The 24,688-nt window shown below is 34.4% G+C and carries 14 protein-coding genes (1 of these 14 running past the window's edge); 7 read left to right on the forward strand and 7 right to left on the reverse strand.

From position 1 onward, the window contains the following. A protein-coding gene (locus tag M0M57_RS10575) for an IS110 family RNA-guided transposase (RefSeq protein WP_248432818.1) crosses the window boundary here: on the forward strand, positions 1-90 show its 3' portion. Its footprint begins 951 nt before the window's first position; 90 of the gene's 1,041 nt are visible here — the last part of the coding sequence; its start codon lies beyond the left edge, outside the window; it ends in the stop codon at positions 88-90. A gap of 382 nt (positions 91-472) precedes the next feature. On the opposite strand, the gene M0M57_RS10580 is transcribed toward M0M57_RS10575, so the two are convergent. Together M0M57_RS10580 and M0M57_RS10585 are read right to left on the reverse strand one after the other, a co-directional pair. Further along, positions 473-2,749, reverse strand: coding sequence for a beta strand repeat-containing protein (locus M0M57_RS10580; protein WP_248432995.1), 2,277 nt, complete (start codon positions 2,747-2,749; stop codon positions 473-475). 133 nt (positions 2,750-2,882) lie between these two features. Continuing rightward, a complete protein-coding gene (locus M0M57_RS10585; protein ID WP_248432996.1) occupies positions 2,883-6,542 on the reverse strand; it encodes a carbohydrate binding domain-containing protein in 3,660 nt (1,219 codons plus the stop codon). 529 nt (positions 6,543-7,071) lie between these two features. Between M0M57_RS10585 and M0M57_RS10590 the strand changes: the two genes are divergently transcribed. Then, positions 7,072-8,004: an ABC transporter ATP-binding protein gene (locus tag M0M57_RS10590; protein ID WP_248432997.1), complete on the forward strand. Its 933-nt coding sequence runs from the start codon at positions 7,072-7,074 to the stop codon at positions 8,002-8,004. A 288-nt stretch (positions 8,005-8,292) separates the two neighbouring features. Here M0M57_RS10590 and M0M57_RS10595 read toward each other — a convergent pair whose 3' ends face one another. Next, positions 8,293-10,695, reverse strand: coding sequence for a S9 family peptidase (locus M0M57_RS10595; RefSeq protein WP_248432998.1), 2,403 nt, complete (start codon positions 10,693-10,695; stop codon positions 8,293-8,295). 103 nt (positions 10,696-10,798) lie between these two features. Continuing rightward, on the reverse strand, positions 10,799-11,428 hold the full coding sequence (locus M0M57_RS10600) for a hypothetical protein (protein WP_248432999.1): 630 nt from the start codon (positions 11,426-11,428) through the stop codon (positions 10,799-10,801). Between the two features lie 188 nt (positions 11,429-11,616). Here M0M57_RS10600 and M0M57_RS10605 point away from each other — a divergent pair, with 188 nt between their 5' ends. Next, positions 11,617-12,627 carry a 3-oxoacyl-ACP synthase III family protein gene (locus tag M0M57_RS10605; protein ID WP_248433000.1) on the forward strand — a complete coding sequence of 337 codons (1,011 nt, stop codon included), beginning with the start codon at positions 11,617-11,619 and terminating at the stop codon, positions 12,625-12,627. On the opposite strand, the gene M0M57_RS10610 is transcribed toward M0M57_RS10605, so the two are convergent. Further along, a complete protein-coding gene (locus M0M57_RS10610; protein ID WP_248433001.1) occupies positions 12,614-12,820 on the reverse strand; it encodes a hypothetical protein in 207 nt (68 codons plus the stop codon). The genes M0M57_RS10605 and M0M57_RS10610 overlap by 14 nt on opposite strands. Before the next feature lie 273 nt (positions 12,821-13,093). Here M0M57_RS10610 and M0M57_RS10615 point away from each other — a divergent pair, with 273 nt between their 5' ends. The 4 genes from M0M57_RS10615 to M0M57_RS10630 all read left to right on the forward strand — a co-directional run bounded on the left by M0M57_RS10615 (position 13,094) and on the right by M0M57_RS10630 (position 17,172). Continuing rightward, the gene (locus tag M0M57_RS10615; RefSeq protein ID WP_248433002.1) at positions 13,094-14,851 is read left to right on the forward strand and encodes a SprT-like domain-containing protein; all 1,758 of its coding nucleotides are present in this window, start codon (positions 13,094-13,096) and stop codon (positions 14,849-14,851) included. Between the two features lie 26 nt (positions 14,852-14,877). Further along, complete coding sequence (locus M0M57_RS10620) at positions 14,878-15,672, forward strand: hypothetical protein (RefSeq protein WP_248433003.1); 795 nt, start codon at positions 14,878-14,880, stop codon at positions 15,670-15,672. Between the two features lie 79 nt (positions 15,673-15,751). Then, positions 15,752-16,582: a hypothetical protein gene (locus M0M57_RS10625; RefSeq protein ID WP_248433004.1), complete on the forward strand. Its 831-nt coding sequence runs from the start codon at positions 15,752-15,754 to the stop codon at positions 16,580-16,582. An 11-nt stretch (positions 16,583-16,593) separates the two neighbouring features. Then, positions 16,594-17,172 carry a hypothetical protein gene (locus M0M57_RS10630; protein WP_248433005.1) on the forward strand — a complete coding sequence of 193 codons (579 nt, stop codon included), beginning with the start codon at positions 16,594-16,596 and terminating at the stop codon, positions 17,170-17,172. A 128-nt stretch (positions 17,173-17,300) separates the two neighbouring features. Here the strand turns inward: M0M57_RS10630 and M0M57_RS10635 are convergent, their stop codons facing one another. Both M0M57_RS10635 and M0M57_RS10640 read right to left on the reverse strand, forming a co-directional pair. Then, positions 17,301-19,670 (reverse strand): outer membrane beta-barrel family protein, encoded by a 2,370-nt coding sequence (locus tag M0M57_RS10635; RefSeq protein WP_248433006.1) that lies wholly within the window; start codon positions 19,668-19,670, stop codon positions 17,301-17,303. 207 nt (positions 19,671-19,877) lie between these two features. Beyond that, positions 19,878-24,467, reverse strand: a complete 4,590-nt coding sequence (locus M0M57_RS10640; RefSeq protein WP_248433007.1) for a T9SS type B sorting domain-containing protein — start codon at positions 24,465-24,467, stop codon at positions 19,878-19,880. Positions 24,468-24,688: the final 221 nt, after the last annotated feature.

The following is a 24,688-nucleotide window of genomic DNA, read 5'->3' on the forward strand; positions in this document are numbered from 1 at the left end:
CTCGAACTAATCTATATTTTATTCAAAAATGAAACAGTTTACGATAAAGAATATATAACAAAAAATAGCGTGCAAACACAAATGGTTTAAACACGCTATAGAGACTAGTTCAGAGACTGTCTTGAAAAACAAAACTAATAAAAATTTAGATTTTATTTTGGAAATCAACACAGAATCTATCGGGATGTAACGAAAAGCCCGACCCGTAGCTTGTCGGAGGGGCACGCCCTTAACATTAAAGCTATTATATTGCTTTTGTTCTAAATACAAAATTGAATATTCAATTTTCTAAGTATGCCTTTGTAATGGAATTATTTGGGATTGAAAGAGCTAATGTGTTTTTTTATGTAAACCCAATGACCACGTTTTAAACATGGTCATACATGTCGGGTTTACTAAATTGGAAGTAAGTTACTTATAGGGCTTCCAAAAAATGATTGTAATAAACTGTTTAAAGGGCAAACAGTTGTGTTTATCTAATTTGTTGGATTTCAAAGAAGGTTTTACCGATAAAGCCATTAATTTCTACTCCAGAAATAAAATTTTTAACAAAAATTTCTACAGTATTCCCTATAGCTAAATTAACTATACAGTTAATATTGCGTGATACCTCTCCCAAATTAGTGTGATTTCCAGATGTTTCTTGATATAAAACTCCGTTTACAAAAACACCAATAGCATATTGTTGCAAATTGGTTTGATCATTAGTATGAAATCCTGCATTGATTTGATAAAAACCAGCTTTAGTGGCTGTAAATGTTCCACCTGCAAATTCTGCACTAGTATCAAAAACTTCTGTAGAAAAATTAATTTTTTCCCAAGTACCCAGGGGAGCTGGTGCAGTTAAAACTTGATTTGAACCACCTAAGTTAACCCTTACCAATGATAAAGTATTTAGCGGATTTTGAACCCAAGTGCCGTTTCCAGCTGCATCACTTTGCAAAATATAATTAGCTGTAGCACCGTTTGTCATTTGAAGAGTTGTAGTGGTTGTATTACCTGCTATTGTTACACTGGTTCCGTTATCGGTTATAATACCGTCTAAAAGGGTAGTACCGTTCCATTTTGGTATAGCATTATTTGTGACAGAAGATACTTGAGGATCAATTTCTGTTACAGCCAACACACTTGGATTTACCCAAGATAATACACCCGCGGCATTAGTTTGCAGTAGTTGAGTATCTGCTCCACGAGCAACCGGAAATTGATAACCTGTTGTAGTAGGGTCACCAATTTGAAAGGTACTGTTGGTGCGTAAAATTCTGGTAGGAGCAAACTCACCATAAATCAAAGAAGTTGTTGGTGATGTATTTGAATTTGAAATGTATAATTTATTAGAACCTGTTTCTGCAAAACCTGCTTGATAGCCTAAGGCCACATTTCCTGATCCTGCTCCCACAGTTTGCAAAGCACTGTGACCCACAGCGGTATTATTGCTGGCGGTGGTGCTTGTTAAGGCGTTATAACCAATGGCGACATTTCTTGCAGTAGCTGCATTTTCATCTAATGCATTAGCTCCAACAGCGGTGTTTTGAGTTCCTGTTGAATAGGCACCGGCATTAAATCCAATAAAAGTTCCATCGGACGATGTTGCGGCAAAGCCTGCATCTCTACCAACCGCTGTATTACGTGAGCCTGTGGTATTATTATTTAACGATCCGGCACCCATCGCTGTATTGTTGATAGCAGTTGTGCCGCCTTGCGATGCATTCCAACCCACGGCGGTATTGCTGGCTCCTGAATTGCTAAACAAAGCATGATATCCAACAGCAGTAGAGTTATTTGAACTTGATGTTGTACCAAACATGGCTTCAAACCCAATTATGGTATTTTGACTTCCTGAGTTTCTTCCTAATGACCTTTCACCAATGGCAACATTTTGATTACCTGTTGTATTCATTTGATGGGCTTGAAAACCTAGGGACGTATTTGATGAACTAGTAGTGTTTTCTCCTGCTTGAAAACCTACAGCTGTATTACTTGTGCCAGTACTATTGCTTCTCAATGCTTGGAAACCAATTCCGGTATTATTGCTTGCTGTTGTATTTGATCGTAAGGCTTCAAAACCAATTCCTGTGTTGTTATTTCCAATAGAATTAGACCGCAAAGCTTCAAAACCTAAGGCCGAGTTGGCACTTCCTGTGTTTAAAGTAAGTGCACTGTTTCCAATTCCTGTGTTCTGAATTCCGGTAACATTTGTAGTTAATGCTGCGGTTCCTACGGCAACATTATTTGCTCCGGTATTAAGTACCAAGGCATTATTTCCAAAGGCAATACTGTTTGAAGTAGCACCGGCAGTCAAGGCTCCAACACCAAAAGAGGTACTGGTTGCAGATATTTTTCCCGCAGCAACATTATTTCTTCTAAAGGCTACATCTACATTATTTCCTGCACCTGTTCCCATAAAATTGACATTGTTAACAATATCGGTATTTCCTGTAATTTGCCAGCCTGAACCTCCTGTGGCTAATCTTATCCAAGGGCCTGTAGCCGTGCTTAGATAATAGAATCCCGGGGTTACATCGCCAGATGTGGCAGTATTATAAACCAATTCAGAAGCCGTTCCTGTTAAAACGGTTACCGTTGTTGTGTTAACTAAAGCGACTCTTGGAATCAATAAACCTTCGTTCGTAGAAGTTATATCTAATGCACCGTTGGGAGCGGTTGTGCCAATTCCAACTTGTGCCTGAACACTGTTTATAGATGAAATAATAAATAATGTAGCGAGTAATATTTTAATGTTTTTCATAACTTTTTTTGTTTTCACTTGTCGTGACATGCTGTCTTTAGCGTGCTTTGATTAATGAATAAATAGGGAAATCAACAAATTAAAAAATACCTCTCAGTGAAGAGAGGCATTTTTAATCTGATATTTTAGAAACTTATTGTTTCACCACTCTCACAGTTCTCGTTTCTTCACCTTGTGTTACAATCATATTGTAAACTCCCGATGGATAACGGTCACCAAATTGGTAGTTAGTAACTTCGCTTGCATTTACTTCTTTTACTTCTAAAAGTCTTCCTGCCATGTCATACACAGTCAAGCTCACTTTTTCAGTGTTGGAAGTTCTTACATCAACAGCAAAACTGTTTGCAAATGGGTTTGGATAAGCCACTACTTTGAAATCAGTTGGTAAGTTGATCGTTTCTTCAGTTTTAACTAAATTTGATCTTAGACCACCACCTGGCACTAGAATATTACAATCTTTTCCTGGATAGAAATAACCGTAAATCTCAACTTCTACTGTTACCGAATAGTTACCACCCGGCGTTAAAGTCTGCAATGCATTAAAGTTACTCAACCTAAAGAATCGTGCTGATGTAGTGTATACTTGGTTATAGCTAACACCATCACTTAACGTGAAACGATATTGTGTTGCTCCCGTTAATGGTGTAGCATAAATTGGTGTGTTTAGTGCGGCTGGTGCAATACCTTCTTCACCTCCACAACCATCTATTGCTGCCTCTGGGGCCTCTGGTGTATATACAGAACATATTGCTCCGTAATTAGACCAATCCTCTATTCCATTTACATTTGCTTTTACTCGAACACGAACTTGATATTCCGAAGCATAAACATACTGAATTCCGCTTAACAAGGTTAATTTGAAATTGTTTACCGAGCGTTCGATTGTAGTTGTTTCAACAGCTACTCCGCCTTCCATACGACTTACTTCAAATTCATATCCTGTGGATGAAACTACTGTAGTAGCATAGATAGTAGATTGTAATGATGGTAAAACTTGACCACAAACTGTACTCACTGCGGTAGTTGGAATTGCCGGAGTAAGTATAGTACAAGCTGTTCCATAGTCTTGCCATTCGTTATTAATTCTAACCATTGCACGGATGGAATAAGCAGTATTGAAACCTGCCATATCTGTTTCATTGATACGAATCATCGCAATTGTTTTTTCTACTTCTCTAACTGCCGTTGTAGATAAATTGGTTATCTCATAACGGTAACCTGTTATAGTTGCTCCGTTTGGTAAACCTGTAGGAGTATTAGCTAAAATAGAAGAATTAACAAATTGCAATGTGGTTCCACAGAAATAAGGACGAATTTGGGTTAGAACAACCGGACATCCGTCATTTAAATCACCGTTACAGTTTTGAAGAATGCCGTCATAACAGATTTCTGTGGCTCCCGGATAGATGGTGTCATCAGCATCATTACAATCGCCACCTACTAATACGTATGTTGCACCCGGTGAATTACAATTACTAACTAATGTTGAATCAACTCCAAATCCATCTCCATCAGCATCGAGGTACCAATCTAATGGCATACATAAAGTTGTTAATGAAGCATTAGCAGGTGAAGAAAATTGATTTGTTTGTGTGTTAAATTGATATAACCAAAATGTGTAGTTTGTACTTGATGTAAGTCCAGGAATATTAAATCCAAAAGCACTTACTCCGCCTCCGTCGCCTGGTGTATCACCAAAATTATATTCTGATGCAGTTGTTGGATTTGCAGGAGCTGTTGCAGTTGGTGAGTAAAACAATCTATAAACTATAGTTCCATCTACATTATTTGGTCCAACAGCTAAAAATGCACTTGATGCTGTTGGGTTCATTGCTACAAGACCAACAGGTTGTGCAGGTGGTGGTGGAAACGAAAAATTAACAGTATAGGTTTGTTGAACAGAATCATCTTCTGCTGTGACAACAACGGTTGCACTACCCGGTAAAGTAGTTGCTTGTGTAATCACTGCTGAAGCAGCACCACTGTTTGGTGTTGCAGATGTTATTTGTGGTATTTCAGTTGTACCAAACGGGATGTTATAGGTATAAGTGAGTTGAGACGAATTAAAACCATCAATTGGTACAAAATCTACTTGTAGATCACTTAAAGTTGCATCTGTACTCACACCTGGATTATTCCAAAAATAAACATTATCCAAATAGATATCAATTGGTGTTGTGCTTCCGGGGCCATTAGCAGCAAATTTCATTTGAACAACGTTATCCCATGTCATACCTGCGAAGGCACTTTTTGGAATATCTACACTAACCCATTGTCCTTGAACGTGATTGATGGTAACTAAAACCTCAGCAGGACCAGATCCTGCATTAATTGGACTTACTTGGATTATAGCATTAGAGGTAGCAGCATTTGTCCAAAGATCAACATGCAAAAATTCCATTGAAGATAAATTGCTTGCGGTTACTTCAGTTCCTTGGTAATTAAAATTTGGATAGTGTAAAATTGAATTTCCAGACCCTGAAACAGCTTCAAAAGCTGTATTCACTAAAGTATGACCGGATTGTCCCCAGCCTGGATCATAATTTGTTGCAATGTCACTATAACTATCACTATAGATTGAAACAACATTAGCAGAATTACGTGTTGGCACTGGTGCGTTCGTTGTTGGAGGCACTAATGGAGCTGGAGCAAATAATGTAGTATTAGTTGACGAAGCTGGAATAGAGTATGCTTGAGTTACAGTGTTGTATTGATATAACCAAAAAGTATAATTTGTTTGAGAATTAAGACCGCCTAAATTAAATCCAAATGCAGCTGTGCCATTTCCATCACCAGGAGTGGTTCCAAATGTATATTCTGTGGCAGTTAATGGATTTGCGGGAGCTGTAGCTGTTGGAGAATAAAATAATTTATAAACTATATTTCCACCTGTATTGTTTGGGCCAACAGCTAAAAGTATACTTGATGCAGTTGGGTTAATTGCAACAAAACCAACAGGTTGAGGCAATAAGTTTCCAGATAAAGTTGTTGCTGTTGCTGAATTGGGAGCGGAATATAATCCAGTAGTAGAATTATATTGATACAACCAGAATGTATAATTTGTTGCCGAATCCAATCCGGATAATGTAAATCCGAATGCACTAAAACCATTTCCGTCACCCGGTGTACTACCAAAAATATATGGAGTTGCATTCAAAGGATTTGCCGGAGCGGTTGCTGTTGGTGAATAGAATAATCGGTATTCTATTTCACCACCTACATTATTTGGGCCTACAGCCATAAATACGCTTGAAGAAGTTGGGGTATGTGCAACAAATCCAACAGGTTGTGCAGGAGGTGTGTCTCCACCTCCACCTTCGTTTAGAACAAGTTCTACATCATCAATATATACTGCCGCTGTTGTGTTGACTCCCATATTAGCCATATGGAAATTAAGTTGAGCATTATTATTAGTAGATGTAGCATTAAAAGTATAACTATAAGTTGTCATCGTAGTCGTTAGAGCAACAGCATTATTTCTGAATTGATCATTCCAAATATTTGTATTTTGAATATTTACAGATATGGTTCTATTTGCTGCCGCACGAGCTTTAAAAGTTAGCGTGTAGGAAGCGGCTCCTGTAAATGACAAGTTTGTCTGTTTGAGCTCTGTATCCCAAGGATTTCCTTCAGCATTTGCGGTGCTGTAGAAAGCTTCGCCGGAAGAAACTACTCCAGGAGGACCAAACACCCAACCTGTTGTGCCATTTTCAAAATCACCGTTGGTGAGTAAGTTCTGCGAAATTCCTATCATCGATAAGAATAACATAATAAGTAAAGTAATTTTTTTCATTTTTAATATTGATTTTTTGACATTCAAATCTAATTTTATATTTTTCAAAATCAATTTTATATAACTGTACAAAAACTATACACTCAACTAAATCGTTTTCGCAGAGTAGATTTAGGTTGTATTGGCTATGTTTTAAGGCTTTAGTGAATAAATTATTTTAGTGCACCTACTATTTTTTTCAATTATATTTTTGACGATGTTGTGTTTTTGTATTGGTGAAAATAGCCTTTTTCTGATGATTAAATAATTATGCGTTATTTAATCAGTAGTTTATTAGTCAAAAAAATAGGGTAATAATAATAAATATGTAGTTTAATTATAGATTTAATAAATTGTTTTTAATCAGTATTTTAATTAAATAGATAGCATAATCGTAATATTTTTTTTGTTTTAATGTTATTTTATTAAAATAGCAAAATCCGGTTTAGTTAAAATAGTAATATTCATTATTATTACTTCATTTTACACTTAAATTCCCGTTTAAACATCAACTTAGTTTATTTTTGAAATTTAATAGCAACACTATTTTATGTTACAAGTCAACCAAATTTCATTTTCATACGATATAAATAAAGACATCAACCAAGTCAATTTTTCACTTCAAAAAGGAAAAAATTTGGCGATAATCGGTGAAAGTGGCTGTGGAAAAAGCACTCTTTTAAAACTAATTTACGGCTTGTATGATTTAGAGGAAGGTCAAATTTTTTGGAACAATCAGGAAGTGCTCGGTCCAAAATTCCATCTTATTCCCGGAATGCCTTTCATGAAATACCTCGCTCAGGATTTTGATTTGATGCCGTTTATCACCGTGGCAGAAAATGTTGGAAAGTATCTCTCCAACTTCTATCCCGAAGAAAAAAAGGAACGCATTGCCGAATTACTCGAAATCGTAGAAATGACAGAATTTGCCAACATTAAAGCAAAATTTTTAAGTGGCGGACAAATGCAACGTGTCGCATTAGCAAGAGTTTTAGCACTAGAACCGGAAGTTTTATTGCTCGATGAACCCTTTAGCCACATCGATAATTTTAGAAAAAACAGCTTACGCAGAAAATTGTTTGCTTACTTGAAAAGTAAAAATATAACCACTTTAGTCGCCACCCACGACAGCACCGATGTACTTTCCTTTGCCGATGAAGTAGTAGTTATGCAAAACGGAAAAATAGTAGCAGAAAATTCCCCAAATGAATTGTATAATTCCCCAAACTCTAAATATGTAGCTTCACTTTTTGGCGATGTTAATGAAATTCCGGGTTTCTATTTCAACCAAAATGAAAATCAGTTATTCTACCCGCATCAACTGAAAATAGTAGAAAACTCAAACTTAAAAGTAACGGTGTCAAATGCTTATTTTCGTGGAAACCATTACCTAATCGAAGCTCATTATCCTGAGGGAATTTTATTCTTCGAAAATAAAAATCACCTAGAACCAAAAACAGTTTTATTTTTATCCCAAAAATAACCCCGAAATTTTTCAACTTCAGGGTTGCTGTTTATCTTTTTTAGAAGCTATTCCGGCTTTTCACTGCAAGTTTTTTTTCAAAGCAAAAGTTTTGTAAGTTTTGGCAAGAGCTCCCAAGGTCGCTTTGCCAAACCAACAAAACTAATTTGCTTTTTCAAAAAAAGCTTTCCGTTGCAATCCGGGCTAGGGAATTGTGCTAAAAAAAAGTTTGAGGTTTCAAGTTTCAAGTTATTCTCAACGGTTCTTCAACCTGAAACCTGAAACTTGAAACCTCAAACAATTCTCAATCTATTTCAAATACTTCTCTAAAAACTGATCTTGTTCCCACAACAAATGTAAAATATTGTCTTTGGCTACATAACCGTGGCTTTCTTTTGGTAAAATTACCATCCGCACAGGAGCACCTAAGTTTTTTAATGCTTGGAAATAACGTTCGGTTTGCAAAGTAAATGTGCCTGGATTGTTGTCTGCTTCACCGTGTGTTAACAACATTGGCGTTTTCATTTTGTGAGCATTCATAAAAGGTGACATCGAGTTATATACTTCAGGAACATCCCAATAATTACGTTGCTCACTTTGGAAACCAAATGGTGTTAAGGTTCTGTTATAAGCTCCACTTCTTGCAATTCCGCATGCAAATAAGTTAGAATGCGTCAACAAATTTGCCGTCATAAACGCACCATACGAATGTCCGCCAACACCTACTTTTGTTCTGTCGATATAACCCAATTTATCCACAGCATCAATCGCAGCTTCGGCATTGGCAACCAATTGTTCAATAAAATTGTCGTTTGGTTCTGTTGTTCCTTCACCAATAATTGGGAACGAAGCATCATCCAACACCACATAACCTCTCGTTACCCAATACACAAACGAACCGTAATATGGAAACGTAAATTCGTTCGGGTTTTTATCACTTTGACCAGCTGAGTTTTTGTCTTTATATTCGGCAGGATAAGCCCAGATTAAAAGTGGTTTTTTCTCTTTCTTCGTTTTGTCATAACCAACAGGAAGATATAATGTGCCGGATAATTCTACACCGTCTTTGCGTTTGTATTTAATCACTTCTTTGTGAACATTTTCAATACTCGCAAACGGATTTTTAAAATGGGTTAATTGCGTTAATTTTCCTTTCGATTTAAAATTTCTGAAATAATAATTCGGATATTCATTTTTTGACTGGATCATTACCAATGCTTCGCCTTTTTTCACATCTTCTACCGACATGATATCTTCTTTTTTGTCTTTGTAAGTTGATTGGTATAAGCGTTTAGTTTTTAACGAGCTTAAATCAAATTCATCAATAAACGGAAATTGTCCTTCTTTCGTAAATCCATCACCAATTAAATACGCTTTGTTGTTGTCTAACGTCAAAACCATTTTGCCATATTGGTTTTTCTTTGTTTCAAAATTCCCCGGATCAGAATAGATGTCTTGGTAATTTCTATCCGAAATCACTTTTGGAGCTTGAGCAGGATTGGATGGATTTATGATATACGTTTTAGCATTTCGAGTGTCGTACCAATAATCAGATAGAATAGCAATATTGTCATTTCCCCAAGTTATTCCTCCATAACGTTGTTGGGTTTTTGCCAGCGAAGTTGGATTGGCACTAAAAGGAGCTTCCCATAAAAACACTTCGTCTCTAAAATCAACTTGTTTTGCTTGATCTCCTTCGTCTAAAGCCTCCACAAAAGATAGGGTAGAAGGTTTGTCATTTCTCCAGCTCATGCTGCGTTTACCTTTTCTAATCGACGAAAATCCTTTTGGCATAATTTCCGTTAACGGAACTTCGTTTACCACTTTCACTTCTTTTCCCGATTTGTCATATACCACTGATTTTTGTGGAAAACGACTCAACGGAACAATATAAGAAAACGGTTTTTGAATAGTTGAAATCATTACATAATTACCATCTGGCGAAATGCTCTCGCCGGCATACATATCAGCTTTTTTAAACAATTCTGCTTTTCCGTCTAAGGTAACTTTGTATAATTCTGATGTAACTAATGTTTCAAAATTTTGTTCGTCTAACGGATTTTTTAGTAAATCTTGATAGGTTCTGTTTTGCGAAACACTTCCGTCTCCGGTAGAAACGATTGGTCCGGTTGGTAAATCTTTCTTTAAATCGATTAAAGCCGGACGGTTTTTTACCAACATTCTTACCAAAATGGTTTGATTATCGGCAAACCAGCTAAACGGATTGCCCATGTTGGCATTCACCGTAGCATCAGTTAATTTGGTGGCTTGAGCTGTCGCTAAATCCAATACCCAAAGTTCAACACCGGTGTTTGTTGTGTGTGAAAAAGAAAGTTTCTTCTCGTTAGGTGACATGCCTAAATTACTAATCCTTGGATTTTCAGGCAATCCTTTTACTTGCACTTCATTTTTTTCGGAAACTTTTCTAACTTTTAAATTAGTAATGTACGTAACCGTGCTGGAAATGTTGGTCACCGGATTGATACGAAGTCCGCCCAATCGCATTTCTTCCTGATTTAAATCGTCTAAGGTTTTGTAAGTACTTCGATAAGATAACAGCATATATTCTTTTTTGCTGTCCATGTTTACCGATGGAGCTCTTTCGTAATCGGCCAATTCCAAAATTTCTTTGGGTGGCTTTTGAAACGATAAATTTTCTTGGGCCGAAGCAAAATAGCCCACACATAAAAGTAATAGTAATTTGATTTTCATAAAGTTTTTGATTGATTTATTGAGGCTCTAAAATAAGACTTATAAAAATCAAACTTCTAAAAAATCTGTTAAAATAAAGAAAGAGGGAAAGGTTGGTTGAGAATTATTCTCTAAAAATACTCATCGTAGCTTTTGCTCCGGTGGCTAAATTCCAGATATTTGACATAATGGTTGCATCAAATTCGTCTAAAACAGCAAATTGAGCTGTGTTCGGTCCGGAAGCACCTTGGTTTAGAGCAACAAATTCTAAGTTGTTGAAACCAGGAGCCAATTCAATATAAAAAACAGAAAACTCTGCATCGAGAAAAATATTAGCTTCTACCACTTTATCATTTAAAATAATGCTCACACGGTCACCGTCAATCGCTTGATGATCGCGGCATAAAACTTTAACAAACTTTGATTTACTGATAAAACTTCCAAAATGTTTACCGCGTTTATATTCTTCCATCATTTCACTTTCACCGTTCAAATTGGGTTGAAGTTTATGCTCCGGTTTAATAAATCCGTAATTTTTGGTCAAATCAATTTGTTTTTCTTTTCTAAGTGGAGCATAATAATTATCAGATTTTTTTTCTTCTTTGTCTTTTGGGGTAAAGATAGAAGTTCCGGAAGTACTCGGGCTTATACCAAAATTTCCACTGGGAGTAATCGATTTTCCGCCCGTGTCAAATTGTGCCATCCCCGCAAGGGAAAAACAAAAGGTGATGAGAATGGAAAAGATGTATTTCATACTTCAAATATACTGTTTTAATCAAAAAAGTGTCTTAACAAAAAGCTAATTTTGAAAATTATACAGCAACAACAATGCCAAATTTAGAAGTTAATTTTTTATCAAGTCATAAAAAAAGCGTTAAGAATGATAGCTATTTTTAAAAGATTGCTAAATTTGTTAGACTAATTTTATTAAAATAGCATACTATGTATCATTCAAAAATAACCGGATTAGGATTTTATGTTCCTGAAAATGTGGTAACTAATGACGATTTGTCTAAAATTATCGAAACCAATGATGAATGGATTCAGGAGCGAACCGGAATAAAAGAACGACGACATGTGCAAAAAGGGGATGGTAATACCACCACAACAATGGGTGTAAAAGCTGCTAAAATTGCCATCGAACGTTCTGGATTATCAAATGACGAGATAGATTTTGTTGTTTTTGCTACGTTGAGTCCCGATTATTATTTTCCTGGTCCGGGTGTGTTGGTTCAAAAAGAATTAGGGCTTCGAACAGTTGGAGCGTTAGACATCAGAAACCAATGCTCGGGGTTTGTATATGCTCTTTCCATTGCCGATCAATACATTAAAACCGGCATGTATAAAAATATTCTAATCATTGGTTCAGAGTTACATTCGTATGGTTTAGACATGACTACGCGAGGTCGTGGCGTTTCAGTAATTTTTGGCGATGGTGCCGGTGCAGCTGTAGTTTCACGTGAAGAAGATACAACCAAAGGAATTCTCTCCACCCATCTTCATTCCGAAGGTCAACATGCCGAAGAACTCGCCGTTATCGCTCCCGGAATGGGCAAACGATGGGTAACCGACATTATTAAAGATAACGATCCCAACGACGAAAGTTTCTTCCCGTACATGAACGGACAATTTGTGTTTAAAAATGCAGTTGTTCGCTTTAGCGAAGTAATTAACGAAGGATTGCAAGCCAATAACCTCACTGTTTCCGATATCAATATGTTGATTCCGCATCAAGCAAATTTGCGTATCTCGCAATTCATTCAACAAAAATTCAAATTAGCAGACGATCAAGTGTATAACAACATTCAGAAATACGGAAACACCACAGCTGCTTCCATTCCAATCGCCTTAACCGAAGCATGGGAACAAGGCAAAATAAAATCGGGAGATTTGGTTGTTTTGGCCGCATTTGGTAGTGGTTTCACTTGGGGAAGCGTGATTATTCGATGGTAATTTTTTGAACCTTTTTCCAGCTTCCTGCCTGCCGGTAGGCACGGTCCACTTCAAGATTTTGGGCAAGAAAACTAGAATTCAACAAACCAAAAAGAGCTTCCTTTGGTCGCTTTTTTGCTTGAAGAATGCTAAACTTTTTTGCCCAAAATGCTTTCCGTTGCAATCTGGGGTAGGGATTTGTGCTATGTTTCAATTTTCATTAAATTAAAAAATTATAGGTTTTTTAGCAAAGTAGTTATTGTACTATTAAAAAAATGAAAAAATATTTTAATTGTTAAAGAAATTTTTTGTTAATTAGTATTTCCAAAGTCAATCATAAATAATTGAGCAAAAATCAGTTTTTTATGGTTCTTCATAAATTTCAAAAGGTTGTTTTAAACTTTTCTTAAAGAAATTAATGGAAGCATGATATTTTGGTTTTATCTCATTATTAAAAAATGAATCTAAACCATTAAAAATTTTTATTATGAAAACCAGTTTAAAATTACTATTCTTATTTATTGCAACAATTTTATTATTTACTTCTTGCGACAAAGATTTTTACGAAGATGTTGAGTTGCAGAAAAACAATTTAGAATCAATTGATGTAAAAACAATTACCTATGATGAGTTTAAAAGAAAACTAAAATCAGTAGAAAACAAGCCAACAGTAAAAATGATTATGAATAATACAAATTCAATACGTCATTTTGCAAGATCAGGCGATGATTCTGAAATTGAAATCTTTACAGATGTAATCAAAGAAATAACCTCAGGAACATACAAATCTTATACGATGTATATCAAGACATCGGACACGATAGCCAGTAAATTTTACAATCTTACTTTGGAAGAGAAAGAAGGAAACACCGCTGCATTTATTACAAAATATAGCCCTACTGAAAATTGGTTAAATGATAAAAACCAACCGTTTGAAGGTGACATTAGAACATTCCGAGTAATTGAACCAGGCCCTGGTGGTTCTATCAAGTTTACACACATTGATGAAAATGTAGCAGGAGGTTCAAGTTATCCATTTGATTGTGATGGTTATGTACAAACGTCAATAGTTTTAGAACCATATCAGTGTGGATGTGGACCCGAACATTGGCCATGGCAAACTTGTGAATGTACTAATAGTCATCCTGGATATACCCCTAATCTTTATTATGAATGTATTCCTAATAATTTCGGAAATCCAGGAACTGGAAATCCAGGGTCTGGCTATTCACCTGGAGGAAGTAGCCCTGGTTCATCTCAACCCGGCGAACCATCTAACAACTCACTAACAACAATTGTGGGTGTGCCAGATATGCCACGAGTGAGTTATTTAACAGAGCCGTTGTCATTAGATGCACGTCAAAATGATTATTTAATTGATAATCCTGCTATTGAAGATCAGTTGGGTAGTTATATAGATCAAAATACAATTAATGATGTAATCGATCCGGCGGCAATGGCATTTGCAATAGATTTAATAGACTATGTACGCACAAACTTTACAAACCAAAATGATGCACTAGACTACGTAATCTCAGAAATTATTGTAGCACAAATTGATGATAGTGAATTGGATGAGTGCACTAAAGGGATACTTAACCAGTTGAAGAACGCTGAAAATAATTGTGTTTCTCAAATGATTAGAAAATTAAATGAGAGCATTCCTAATAGCAGTAAACATACTTACAAAACAATTATTAAAGTAGAAGCACCAAGCTTAGTTAATGGACAGCCAGCTGCTGGAACAGCTAATTGGCAGCTGTTAAATGGTAATCCAAATCCTTATAATTATATAATTAAAATTAATCCTATTCTTGTAAATAATGGAACTCAATTAGGGATTGCTTCAACTCTTTTACACGAAATTATTCACGTTTACTTTTTAAGTTTAATAGATGATTGTCATTATAAAAACGAATGTGAACAATTAGAGGAATTTCCGTATGTTTGGAATTATTACCTAGAGACATGTGGTTATAATGGATATTCGCAACATATGCAAATGGCGACTGATTATGTATCTATTGTTGCTGATACTTTAAAAGAACTATTTCCAAATGAACCACAACAATTGTATGATGATTTGGGTTGGTCGGGGTTATCTGAAACATCAATTTTTCAGTCTTTATCAACTTCTGAAAAAGTTAGAATAGAGGCAGTAAATAATGCAGAAAATTGGAATGTACCGAGTTACAATCCAAGTGGACAAGTAATAGCAACACCACAAGGATTACCTTGTGAGTAAATTAATGATATTAAAAAATGAGATATATGAAAAACATAATTATTGTTTTGTTTTTATTTGTTACTTTTTTTTCAAAGTTGTATGCTGTTGAATGTATTCCTCGTACATTAATTGAAAAATATGGTCAATCTGATTTTGTGGCAAAAGTCAAAATCAAAAAGTACAATACTAAAGATGAAGATTTGGTTTTTAAAATGGTCGCGGTAGAAGTCGAAATTGAGGTGTTAGAGCTTTTTAAAGGAAAAACTCTAAACACATTCAAATTATATACTGAATCAAGTATGAATGGAGTTTATACATCAGATAATTCAACGTGGTTAATTTTTGCAAATTATAATGATGAAGAAAAGCTTTATCATTATGAATGTTCAGGTTCTATTCAATTAACTATATCAGAAAATGAAGTTAGAAACGATAATGCACAAAGAATAGAAGAAAGGAATAAACTAAAATTAGATGTATTAAGATTTTTGAAAGAAAATAAAATAGAGTATAACAATAAACATTTTCTCTTGCCAAAATATATAGAACCTTGTCAAGGAAAATTAGATTTGTCAAATCTAAAAGAAAGATTTGCAATTTATAAAATAAAACTTTGTAAAAATTGGACTGTTTCAGAAATTGAGAGATTGAAAGAATTTGATAAGAAAGAAGTAACCGATTATTTTTATAATTGTATTAAAGACAACATGTATTTTAAAAATTTAGAAAAATCTATTGAAATTAATAAAGATAGTTTCAATATAATATTGATTTATTACTATTATCCGATAAATGAATATAATTCTGATGAAGAATTTATTTCTTTTCAAGATTTATAAAGTTAAGAGAATGGTAGATTTATTATTGCTAAAGCTTTGAAAAATATTTAACTTCAAAAAACTTAATTAGTTCAGTAAAATGGCATTTGCAATCGATTTAATAGACTATGTACGCACAAACTTTACAAACCAAAATGATGCACTAGACTACGTAATCTCAGAAATTATTGTAGCACAAATTGATGATAGTGAGTTGGATGATTGCACTAAAGGAGTTCTTAATGAATTAAAAGACTTGCAACAGAATGATATTGCTAAAATTATAAGAAAATTGAATGAAGGTATTGATGATGATAAGAAACATAATTATATAACCAAGATAAATAAAGTTCCTTCAATTCCATTTACTCCAAATTTTATTGGGATAGCAATGGGGTATTCAGAATGGAAAAAAGATTCGAACAATTTGCCTATTAGTTTTAACTATAAAATTTCATTAAGAAATAGTCTAATAGATAATGGAACAAATTTAGGGATTGCTTCAACATTAATTCATGAACTTATTCATGTGTATTTTTTAAGTTTAATTGATGACTGTCATTATAAGAGTTCCTGTAGTCAATTAGAGGAGTATAATTATGTTTGGAATTATTATGTTCAATCCAATGCAACAGGAGGAGTTTCACAACATGAACAAATGGCTGTGTCCTACGTTAATATCATAGCAAGTGTTTTACAAGAATTTCATACAGGTATTCCTGTTCCTCCGGGTACAAATCCAAACCAATTATATATTGACTTAGCTTGGGGAGGTTTATTTGAAACAGATACATTTTCTAATAATTCTACACTATCTGATATTGATAAACAAAGAATTAGAGCTCGATATAACTCAGAACATTTTGGAGATCTTGGCTATAATAATGAAGGGGTCCATATCACAAGTCCAATAGGAACTCCTTGTAATTAAATTACTAATCTATGAATTTTAAAAAACATTTTATTTTATTAGCTATTACAGTAGTATCGATCTCTTGTTCTGTGCACAAGAATAGACCTGTTGTTGATTTTATAAAAAAAGAGGAGAATACTGATTTTATTATAATAGACAAAACAATTGCTCCAGACAATAAAACGGTTATAGATAGGCTACAAAAGTATGGTTCTTTGCAAAAAACAAATGGTACATATCCTTATTTAGGAAGCATCTTTTTGGAAAAAGATGATATTGATTGGTTGTATAAAAAATATGCAAATGAGAGAATAGACAAAGTTTGGAGTAAAAAAGATTTTAAAAAACTTGATTTTTCGATGGTTGATTTTACTGAAATTAGTAAGTCTAATACAGTTAGAAACTATACTTCGGAGAGTCAAATAGCTTACAGTTATATAATATCGAAACCATTATATACTGAAAAATGTGATATTGTCATTTTTTATATTGGAAAATTTAGAACTCACTTAACAACAAATACTTTCATATATGGGGAAGTTGTAGTAATGAAAAAAAACAAAGATAAATGGAGCATAATGGAAAGACTCACTATGGATATTTATTAAGTTCTAGAGCCGACTTCTTAAAAAAAAGGGCAAAAATAATAACAAGAACTTTACAAAACACAAAACCCGAAGTACTTCTACTCCGGGTTTGCTGATTAACTAAATCAATATATATAAAACCAATTTTTTTAAAACATTCCGCCACCTTGCGTTTCGTTCTGATCACGTTGTTTGCGTTGCAACGCTTTGTTTTTTCCGGAACCAAAACGGTAGTTGAAATTCACGTTAACCATTCGGCTTTCCCATCTAAACTGTCCGGTAGTTACATCCGGATTTTCGCCGTAAAAACGAGCTCTCATCGTGTTAAAAATATCGTTTACACGCAAACTTATTGAGCCTTGATTATTCAAAATAGAATAACGAGCGGCTATGTCGGTTTTCCACATTACTTTGTTGCTAAACTGAATATCTTCTACACCACCTCTGTACATAGCAAACCAAGTAAAGTTTAATTTTTTATTCGCTTTAAAAGTGTGATTCATTCTAGCATTAAACGGAGTGGATAAAACCGTTTTTTCAACTAAATTTCTATTAATATCCTCCACAACGCCCGTAGCATTTCTAAAATAAACATCTGCACCATAATTCACACTCCACCATTTTTTTAAATTCAAATTACCAGAAGCCTCAATACCATATTCTGTTGTGCTTTCAAAGTTGTCAAAAGTCATTAACTTTTTGTTTTCATCATACGGACTCTGAATAAATACTTGATTAATCGGGTCGTTAATATATCTAAAAAACACACCGGAGGTAATGGCTCCAATTTTTGTTATACGCGTATAATTCAACTCAACAGAATTTGTAAATTGCGGCTCTAAGTTCGGATTTCCTTCTTGATCAATCGTTGGGCTACTCCAATTTCTAATAGGGTTCACTTGACCTAAATTAGGACGGTCAACTCTTCTGGAATAACTTAAATTAAACGTGTTTTTTTCTGTTGGAACATACGATAAAAACGCAGAAGGATATACCGTTAAAATATCATCTTTAAATTGTCCCGGATTTTCATCCACTCTTCTAAAATTTGCTTCTACCTGAAAACTTTCTAAACGCATACCCACTTGATAGCTCCATTTGTCTAATTGTTTTCCGTAATTGGCATAAGCACTTTGAATACTTCTTTTATAATCAAAATCGGAGAAATAGGCGTAATCGCGGTCAAAAGTATTGTCTGTTCCGTCAAAACGGCTTTCTAAACCTAGTTCTAATTTGGTTTTGTCGTTTAGCGGATTTACAAAATCAACATTCACAATTACGTTTTGACCCAATGTTTCAATTTGGTTTGTTTGTAATAGATTATTGTTGCCATCCAAAAACACACTGTCTTCCGGTCTGTCGTTGCGGTTGTAATTAAGTTCTACGTCAAATGTTTTTTGAGGTTTTTCAAATTCATATTTATAACCTAAATTATAGACTTGATTTCTGCTTTCATTTAATGCTATATTGTTTTGAACAATGGTTGGATTAACTCCTGAGAAATAATCAATTTTGTTATAAAAATCTCCTTCAGAATTATTCATATTTTGATTAGTGAAGAACGAAATTGTATTTTTTTCATTCAAATAGAAATCGATACCGGCTTTTACAAAATGATTTTTATTGAAATTGTTAATCACAAATTCTGAGCGATTAGAATTATCTGCATCCAACGCATCGGTTGTATTAATAAAACCTTTGTTATTCCATTTTCCGTGATTAAGCGAATAGGTGGTATAAAAATTAAATTTATTTACACGGTAATTCAAATCCAAAGAAGCATTTGCTTTTGGCGTTACACCAAAATTTGTTCCGGCATTAATACTTCCATTAAAACCCAAATTCGAATTTTTCTTTAAAATAATATTGATAATTCCACTCATTCCTTCCGGATTATATTTAGCCGAAGGATTGGTAATCAATTCAATTTGCTTAATCGAAGTAGATGGAATCTGCTGTAATGCTTGGGAAGCAGACATTTGAGAAGGCTTTCCGTCAATAAATATCTGCACATTCGGATTTCCTCGTAAGGTTACAGTATTGTTTTGAGAGTCAACACTCACAGACGGAATGTTATTTAAAATATCGGATGCTGTGGGACCGGCATTAATTAAGTCTGGACCAACATTGATTACTTTTCGGTCTATTTTTTGTTCCATAGTGGTGCGTTCGCCTACTACTTCAACTTCTGTGAGTGACATAGCATCTTCTGATAAATAAATTGTTCCCACATTTAAGTTTTTTGTTTTCACAATAATTTTGGAAGAATGTGATTTATAGCCAATAAATTGTGCTTCAAAATCATAATTTCCGTAGGCAATTTTATCAATAGAAAATTCACCTTTTTCATCGGTAATTCCTCCTGTGATAACGTTTTCTCCCATTTTTATAACAATGGTAGCGTAGGGGATAGAAGAGTTGTTGGATTTGTCTAAAACTTTTCCGTTAATGGTGGCTGTCTGTGCAAATACTGAAGTGACGGCACAAACAAATAACATTAAAGTAAATTTGATTTTCATGTTGATTGATTTTTTTGATTGATGATGCAAAGATATTCGTTTTTTATTATTATGCAATACAAAGTACTATGTATTGTTTTAATTTAACAAACGTTTATCATTTAAAGTTAGTAGACTGTAAATAGTATTTTTTGTTACAGTATTTAACAAAAAAAAAAGACCTTCACGAGGAAGGTCTGATTTTCTAAACAACAAAACAATATAAAACTATCTCTTTAATGAAAAGTGAGATTTAAATTCTTTGGTTTGATTATTTTCTTCATAGCTCACAGTAAACCAGTAATCAGTTGAAGGCATAGCAGCTCCGTTATAAAATCCGTCCCATCCATTTTTAGAAGGGTAGATTTGTGAAAGCAATTTTCCGTAACGATCATAAATAAAAATCACTGCATTTAATTGTTCTTCTAAATCAACAATATTCCAAGTTTCGTTATATCCATCTCCGTTCGGTGTAAAGAATTTAGGATAATTTATCACTAATACTTCGTCTGTTACACTACCACAACCATTTTTATCACGCACGGTAACTATGTGTGTTCCGGAAGAAACATTATCAAAAGTTGGGCTATCTTGAAACGCACCACCATCTAATGAATATTCATAATTTCCACCAACACCCGTTGCATTAATTGTAATGGAATTGGTAGAGCTAAACGCCATACTAACAGTAAAATCAATTGCAGCCGGTTCAGAAGCTAAAACTTCAACCTGAGTTGGCTCAGATGAACAACCTGTGGCATTGCTTGTGGCAATCACACTATAGATTCCCGGAGCTGAAACTTGAAGTGTACTTCCTGTTGCATTTGCAATTAAAGTAGTATCTAAATACCATTCAAAGGTGTGCGTTGAAGATGATAATCCACTCACAATTGTAAAAGGATTCAATAAATTACCTGTTTCACTTTCCACACAAACAATTCCACCTACCGGAGTTGGTTCCGGAATTTTGTGCACAATAATTGAGATAGGAAGTATATCAAAACAGTCTGGAGCAAGTGTGTTGTTCACTCGCACATAAACGGTTTGTAATGTGGTATCAGTTATTTCGTTTGTACCAGCTGTTGCATCAGCTAAGGTTGGATAATAAGCAACTGTAAATTCTGTTCCTGTTTGAGTTCCCAAAACGAAACTGTTTAAGTCACTAAGTGTAAAATTAGTAACGCCATCATTTGTTCCATCTTCATCACAAACTGTTCTATTTACAGCCGGAACTGCATTTGCAACAGGAGTTGGAATGATAGTTACTTCAAAAGAACTTTCGTCTGAACAATTAGGAGAAAATCCTGATTGAGCATAAATATAAACCGTTTGAGAAGTTGTTATTGAACTTCCAACAGCTAATTGACCGCCCGTTCCATTTGGTCCGTTATAAAACCTTCCGGTTGTTAAAGTTGGTAAAACATAGCTTGAACAGATAGTCACATCATCTAATTCATCTACATTAAAGATGGTAACTGTAAAACTTTCTTGGTCAAAACAATTTGGATTTGTAGCCGTTTCAGCATAAACATACAAAGTTTGTGTTTCAGTTAATTCTGTTCCTTCTGCAATTTGTGTTCCCCCACCATTTGGTTCGGTGAAATAATTTCCAACAGTAAGTGTAGGTAAAACATATGAATTACAAACATTCACATTTGCTATTGCTGGCACAATCGGTGTCACGTTTACAATTACGTCAAAATTAGTTTGATCTTGACAATAAAAACCAGGTCTAATTTGATTTTCGTTATAAATATGAATTGTTTGTGATGTAACAATTTCTGTTCCAGGAGCTATTTCAGTTCCAAAACCATGAGGGCCGTTAACGTCTGTATAATACCTGTTAGTTCCTGTTAAGGCAGGTAAAACAAATTTATCACACACCGTTACATTAGGCAAACTATCAGCTTGAAATTCATAAACATTAATTTGGAAACTTGTTTCTGCTGTACATCCATTTGCTTCAGCAAAAATGTATATAAGCTGTGAGCTTGTAATTATATGGCCACCTTGAAGCATTTCTCCTGTTCCATTAGGACCTGTAAAATAATTACCATTATCAATATTGGTTAAAACATATTGATTACATCCATCAATATCTGCTCTTGAATCTATTTGCGGCACAGCTATCACAGTTACTTGAAAACTTTCTGAATTCTGACATCCATTTGCGTTATTCAAATAAATGTGTATTGTTCTTGATGAATCTATTGCATGACCAACAGCCAATGGCGTTCCTGTTCCGTTTGGTCCGGTGAAATAATTTCCTAATGGTATTTCAGGTAAATAATATATTCCACAAGCCGTAGTTACATCCGGAACTTGAATTTCAGGTAGTGTAACGGTTACTGTAAAATTTAAGTTATCCGTACAATTTGGTAATGATTGACTTTGTGCATAAACATAAATTGTTTGTGATGTTGTAATATGCGTTCCGGCAGGAATTTGAGTTCCCGTTCCATTTGGTCCTGTGAAATAGCCACCAATTGGTAAACTTGGCAATGTATAACGAACACATACTGTAGTTGATTCAGGTGCTTCTAATCCTATGTAAACAGTAAAGGTAGATTGGTTATTACAAATTCCGTTTTGATTATAAATATATAATGTTGTTGTTTCTGTAATTACTGTTCCAGCAGCAATTTGATTACCTCCGCCATTGGGTGCATCATAATAGTTACCGTTTATTAATGTGGGTAACGTGTAGGACGTACAATCAAATACATTTGGCAATGTGTCTACAATTGGATTTGGAATTATTACTAAATCTATTCCAATACTTATCGAACAAAATGGTGGTTCTGTAGAAATAAAATAATAATAAACTGTTTGAGATGTTGTAATCAATGTTCCTGGGTTTATTTCTGTGCCGCCTCCGTTAGGTTCGCTATAATACCCTCCAAAAGGAACTCCCATTAAAGCAAAACCTCCACAATATGTACCACCACCTAACGAAATATCATTAGGATCAATGATGGTTACCATGAAACTACTTTGGTTAGGACAAACCGGTACTTCTTCTCCCAAACGATAAATATAGATTCGTTGTGTTTCTGTAATAACATCACCCGCAAATTTTTGCGTTCCGGTTCCGTTTGGACCAGTGTAGTATAAACCATTCACAAGCTCTTGTAGAATATAACTGTCACAAACAATTACATCTTCTAACACATCTACCACTGGAAGATTGGCAACTATTAAGTTGAATGAAGTAACACTATAACAGCTTGAATCACTCGTGTTTTGTACACGCACATAAATTGTTCTTGGAATTGAATTATATGCATTAATATTTAACGGACTAGCATCGTTATTTGCATTGGCTTCTGTTGTATGAAAAGTTACTTGATTGTGTGCTGATGATTGCCCATTTAAAATCGTATCTATAAGTGTGTTAAATACAAATCGTCCTCTGGTAGGGCTTGTAATTAGAGCACAAGCAACATAATCTTGTGGTTGATGAGCAATAGGAGCTGGTGTAACCAATAATTCAAATGATTTTATAGCAAAACAAGATGTATTATTTCTTTGAACTCTTACATAAATAGTTTCATTTCCAGCACTTGCATAAGATAATGGTAACGGGTTGGTTGAATTAGTTGCATGATCCAAAGTTGTATGATAAGTAACGGTTGTTCCTCCGCTTATGCCAGCTGTTACTATTGGAGTATTTATTCCTAAATTAAAAGTGTAAGTTGGTAAGCCTGAATCACATTTTAAAATAGCAATCGGATTAGGAATACTTAATTCTGAATTATATTGAATAACAACACTGTCTGTTACCGTTTGACATGGAAATAAAATATTCGAATAACTTATTTGATAAGTTCCCGGTTGAGTAATAGTTAAATTAGCACTAGTTTCAGAAGGTAAAATGGATCCATTTCTTCTCCATTCAAAAGTGTATTCAGCAGGATTTAATCCACTTTGAATAACATAACTTTCACCGTTACACAATGCTGTATTATTTGCAATAGTTAAATCGTTCCCTAAAACGTTCTGACCTATATTAAAACTATTAGCTGATAAAAAAATCGCAGAATCTGCCTGTGGAGCAATTCGATCTGCAATAACCAATTTAATTTTATATTGTGTGTTTGGAACTAAAGTTGCAGATGCATTCATCACAACTGTTTGTCCATTAAAATTTGTTGCAGAAGCTCCTGCATTAGCACCACCGTTAAACGATCCAAAATAAGTTGGATTTTCAGATGGACATCCAGAGTTATATAAAAAGTCTCTAATGGTTACAACAGAAATAGGCGTGTTTGTTCCGGGAACAACAGCTAAATTTGTAGTAACGCCTGTATTTAAATTTGTCAATAAAAAAGCAAAAGCATCAGAAAACAAACATTGAAAATTACCATATTCTTCTGAAGCAAATAGAAAATCAAAATCGAAATAAGGCGATAAGGCTGTAAATTCAAATTCTAAAACAGTTGCGTTTACAGATGTCATCGAAATACCCGCATCTGCCAATATGTTTTCTAAATCATTATCTCCGCCCCATGCATTCGATCCATTATCTTGTTGGTTGTTGTTGGGACCAACTGCATTCATAACATTACCGGTACTCAGAATAACACCACTTTGCATTGGAAAATTTGGATTACTGTTTTCAAAGTAACCAATTCCGTTGGAAGATCCAAAGTTTGTACCCGTTCTCCAGTTCACATTTGTCACAGATAGGCATGGCGAGTTTAAAAGTACGTTGCTTACTAATTCCGGCACGGTGTGAGTGGTAGTGTTTACTGTAATGGCTTGAGAAATTCCTACTAATGGAATTAGCAACAGTAAATAAAGTAATTTCGTTTTCATGTTTTTAAATTTGGGTGAACAAGAATTAATTGAATTTTGACACTGCAAATTAAATGATACTTATCGATTAAATGCAAATAAAGTCGATGAAATACATATATTTGTAAATTTTTAATGATAATTCTTACGATATTGTATTCGGAATTTTATTATGCAATACCATTTAGTATCAAATCATTACATAAATTGATATTTTCCAAAGTTTGAAATGCTTTTAAGTT

The organism is Flavobacterium azooxidireducens (assembly GCF_023195775.1).
Taxonomy (GTDB): domain Bacteria; phylum Bacteroidota; class Bacteroidia; order Flavobacteriales; family Flavobacteriaceae; genus Flavobacterium; species Flavobacterium azooxidireducens.

Bases quoted from the DNA above. Each gene is read 5' to 3' on its own strand.
- M0M57_RS10585 (WP_248432996.1), bottom strand. From the start codon at position 6,542: ATGAAAAAAATTACTTTACTTATTATGTTATTCTTATCGATGATAGGA.
- M0M57_RS10635 (WP_248433006.1), bottom strand. From the start codon at position 19,670: ATGAAAATCAAATTTACTTTAATGTTATTTGTTTGTGCCGTCACTTCA.
- M0M57_RS10620 (WP_248433003.1), top strand. From the start codon at position 14,878: ATGAAAAACATAATTATTGTTTTGTTTTTATTTGTTACTTTTTTTTCA.
- M0M57_RS10600 (WP_248432999.1), bottom strand. From the start codon at position 11,428: ATGAAATACATCTTTTCCATTCTCATCACCTTTTGTTTTTCCCTTGCG.
- M0M57_RS10630 (WP_248433005.1), top strand. From the start codon at position 16,594: ATGAATTTTAAAAAACATTTTATTTTATTAGCTATTACAGTAGTATCG.
- M0M57_RS10605 (WP_248433000.1), top strand. From the start codon at position 11,617: ATGTATCATTCAAAAATAACCGGATTAGGATTTTATGTTCCTGAAAAT.
- M0M57_RS10625 (WP_248433004.1), top strand. From the start codon at position 15,752: ATGGCATTTGCAATCGATTTAATAGACTATGTACGCACAAACTTTACA.
- M0M57_RS10590 (WP_248432997.1), top strand. From the start codon at position 7,072: ATGTTACAAGTCAACCAAATTTCATTTTCATACGATATAAATAAAGAC.
- M0M57_RS10615 (WP_248433002.1), top strand. From the start codon at position 13,094: ATGAAAACCAGTTTAAAATTACTATTCTTATTTATTGCAACAATTTTA.
- M0M57_RS10580 (WP_248432995.1), bottom strand. From the start codon at position 2,749: ATGAAAAACATTAAAATATTACTCGCTACATTATTTATTATTTCATCT.
- M0M57_RS10640 (WP_248433007.1), bottom strand. From the start codon at position 24,467: ATGAAAACGAAATTACTTTATTTACTGTTGCTAATTCCATTAGTAGGA.
- M0M57_RS10595 (WP_248432998.1), bottom strand. From the start codon at position 10,695: ATGAAAATCAAATTACTATTACTTTTATGTGTGGGCTATTTTGCTTCG.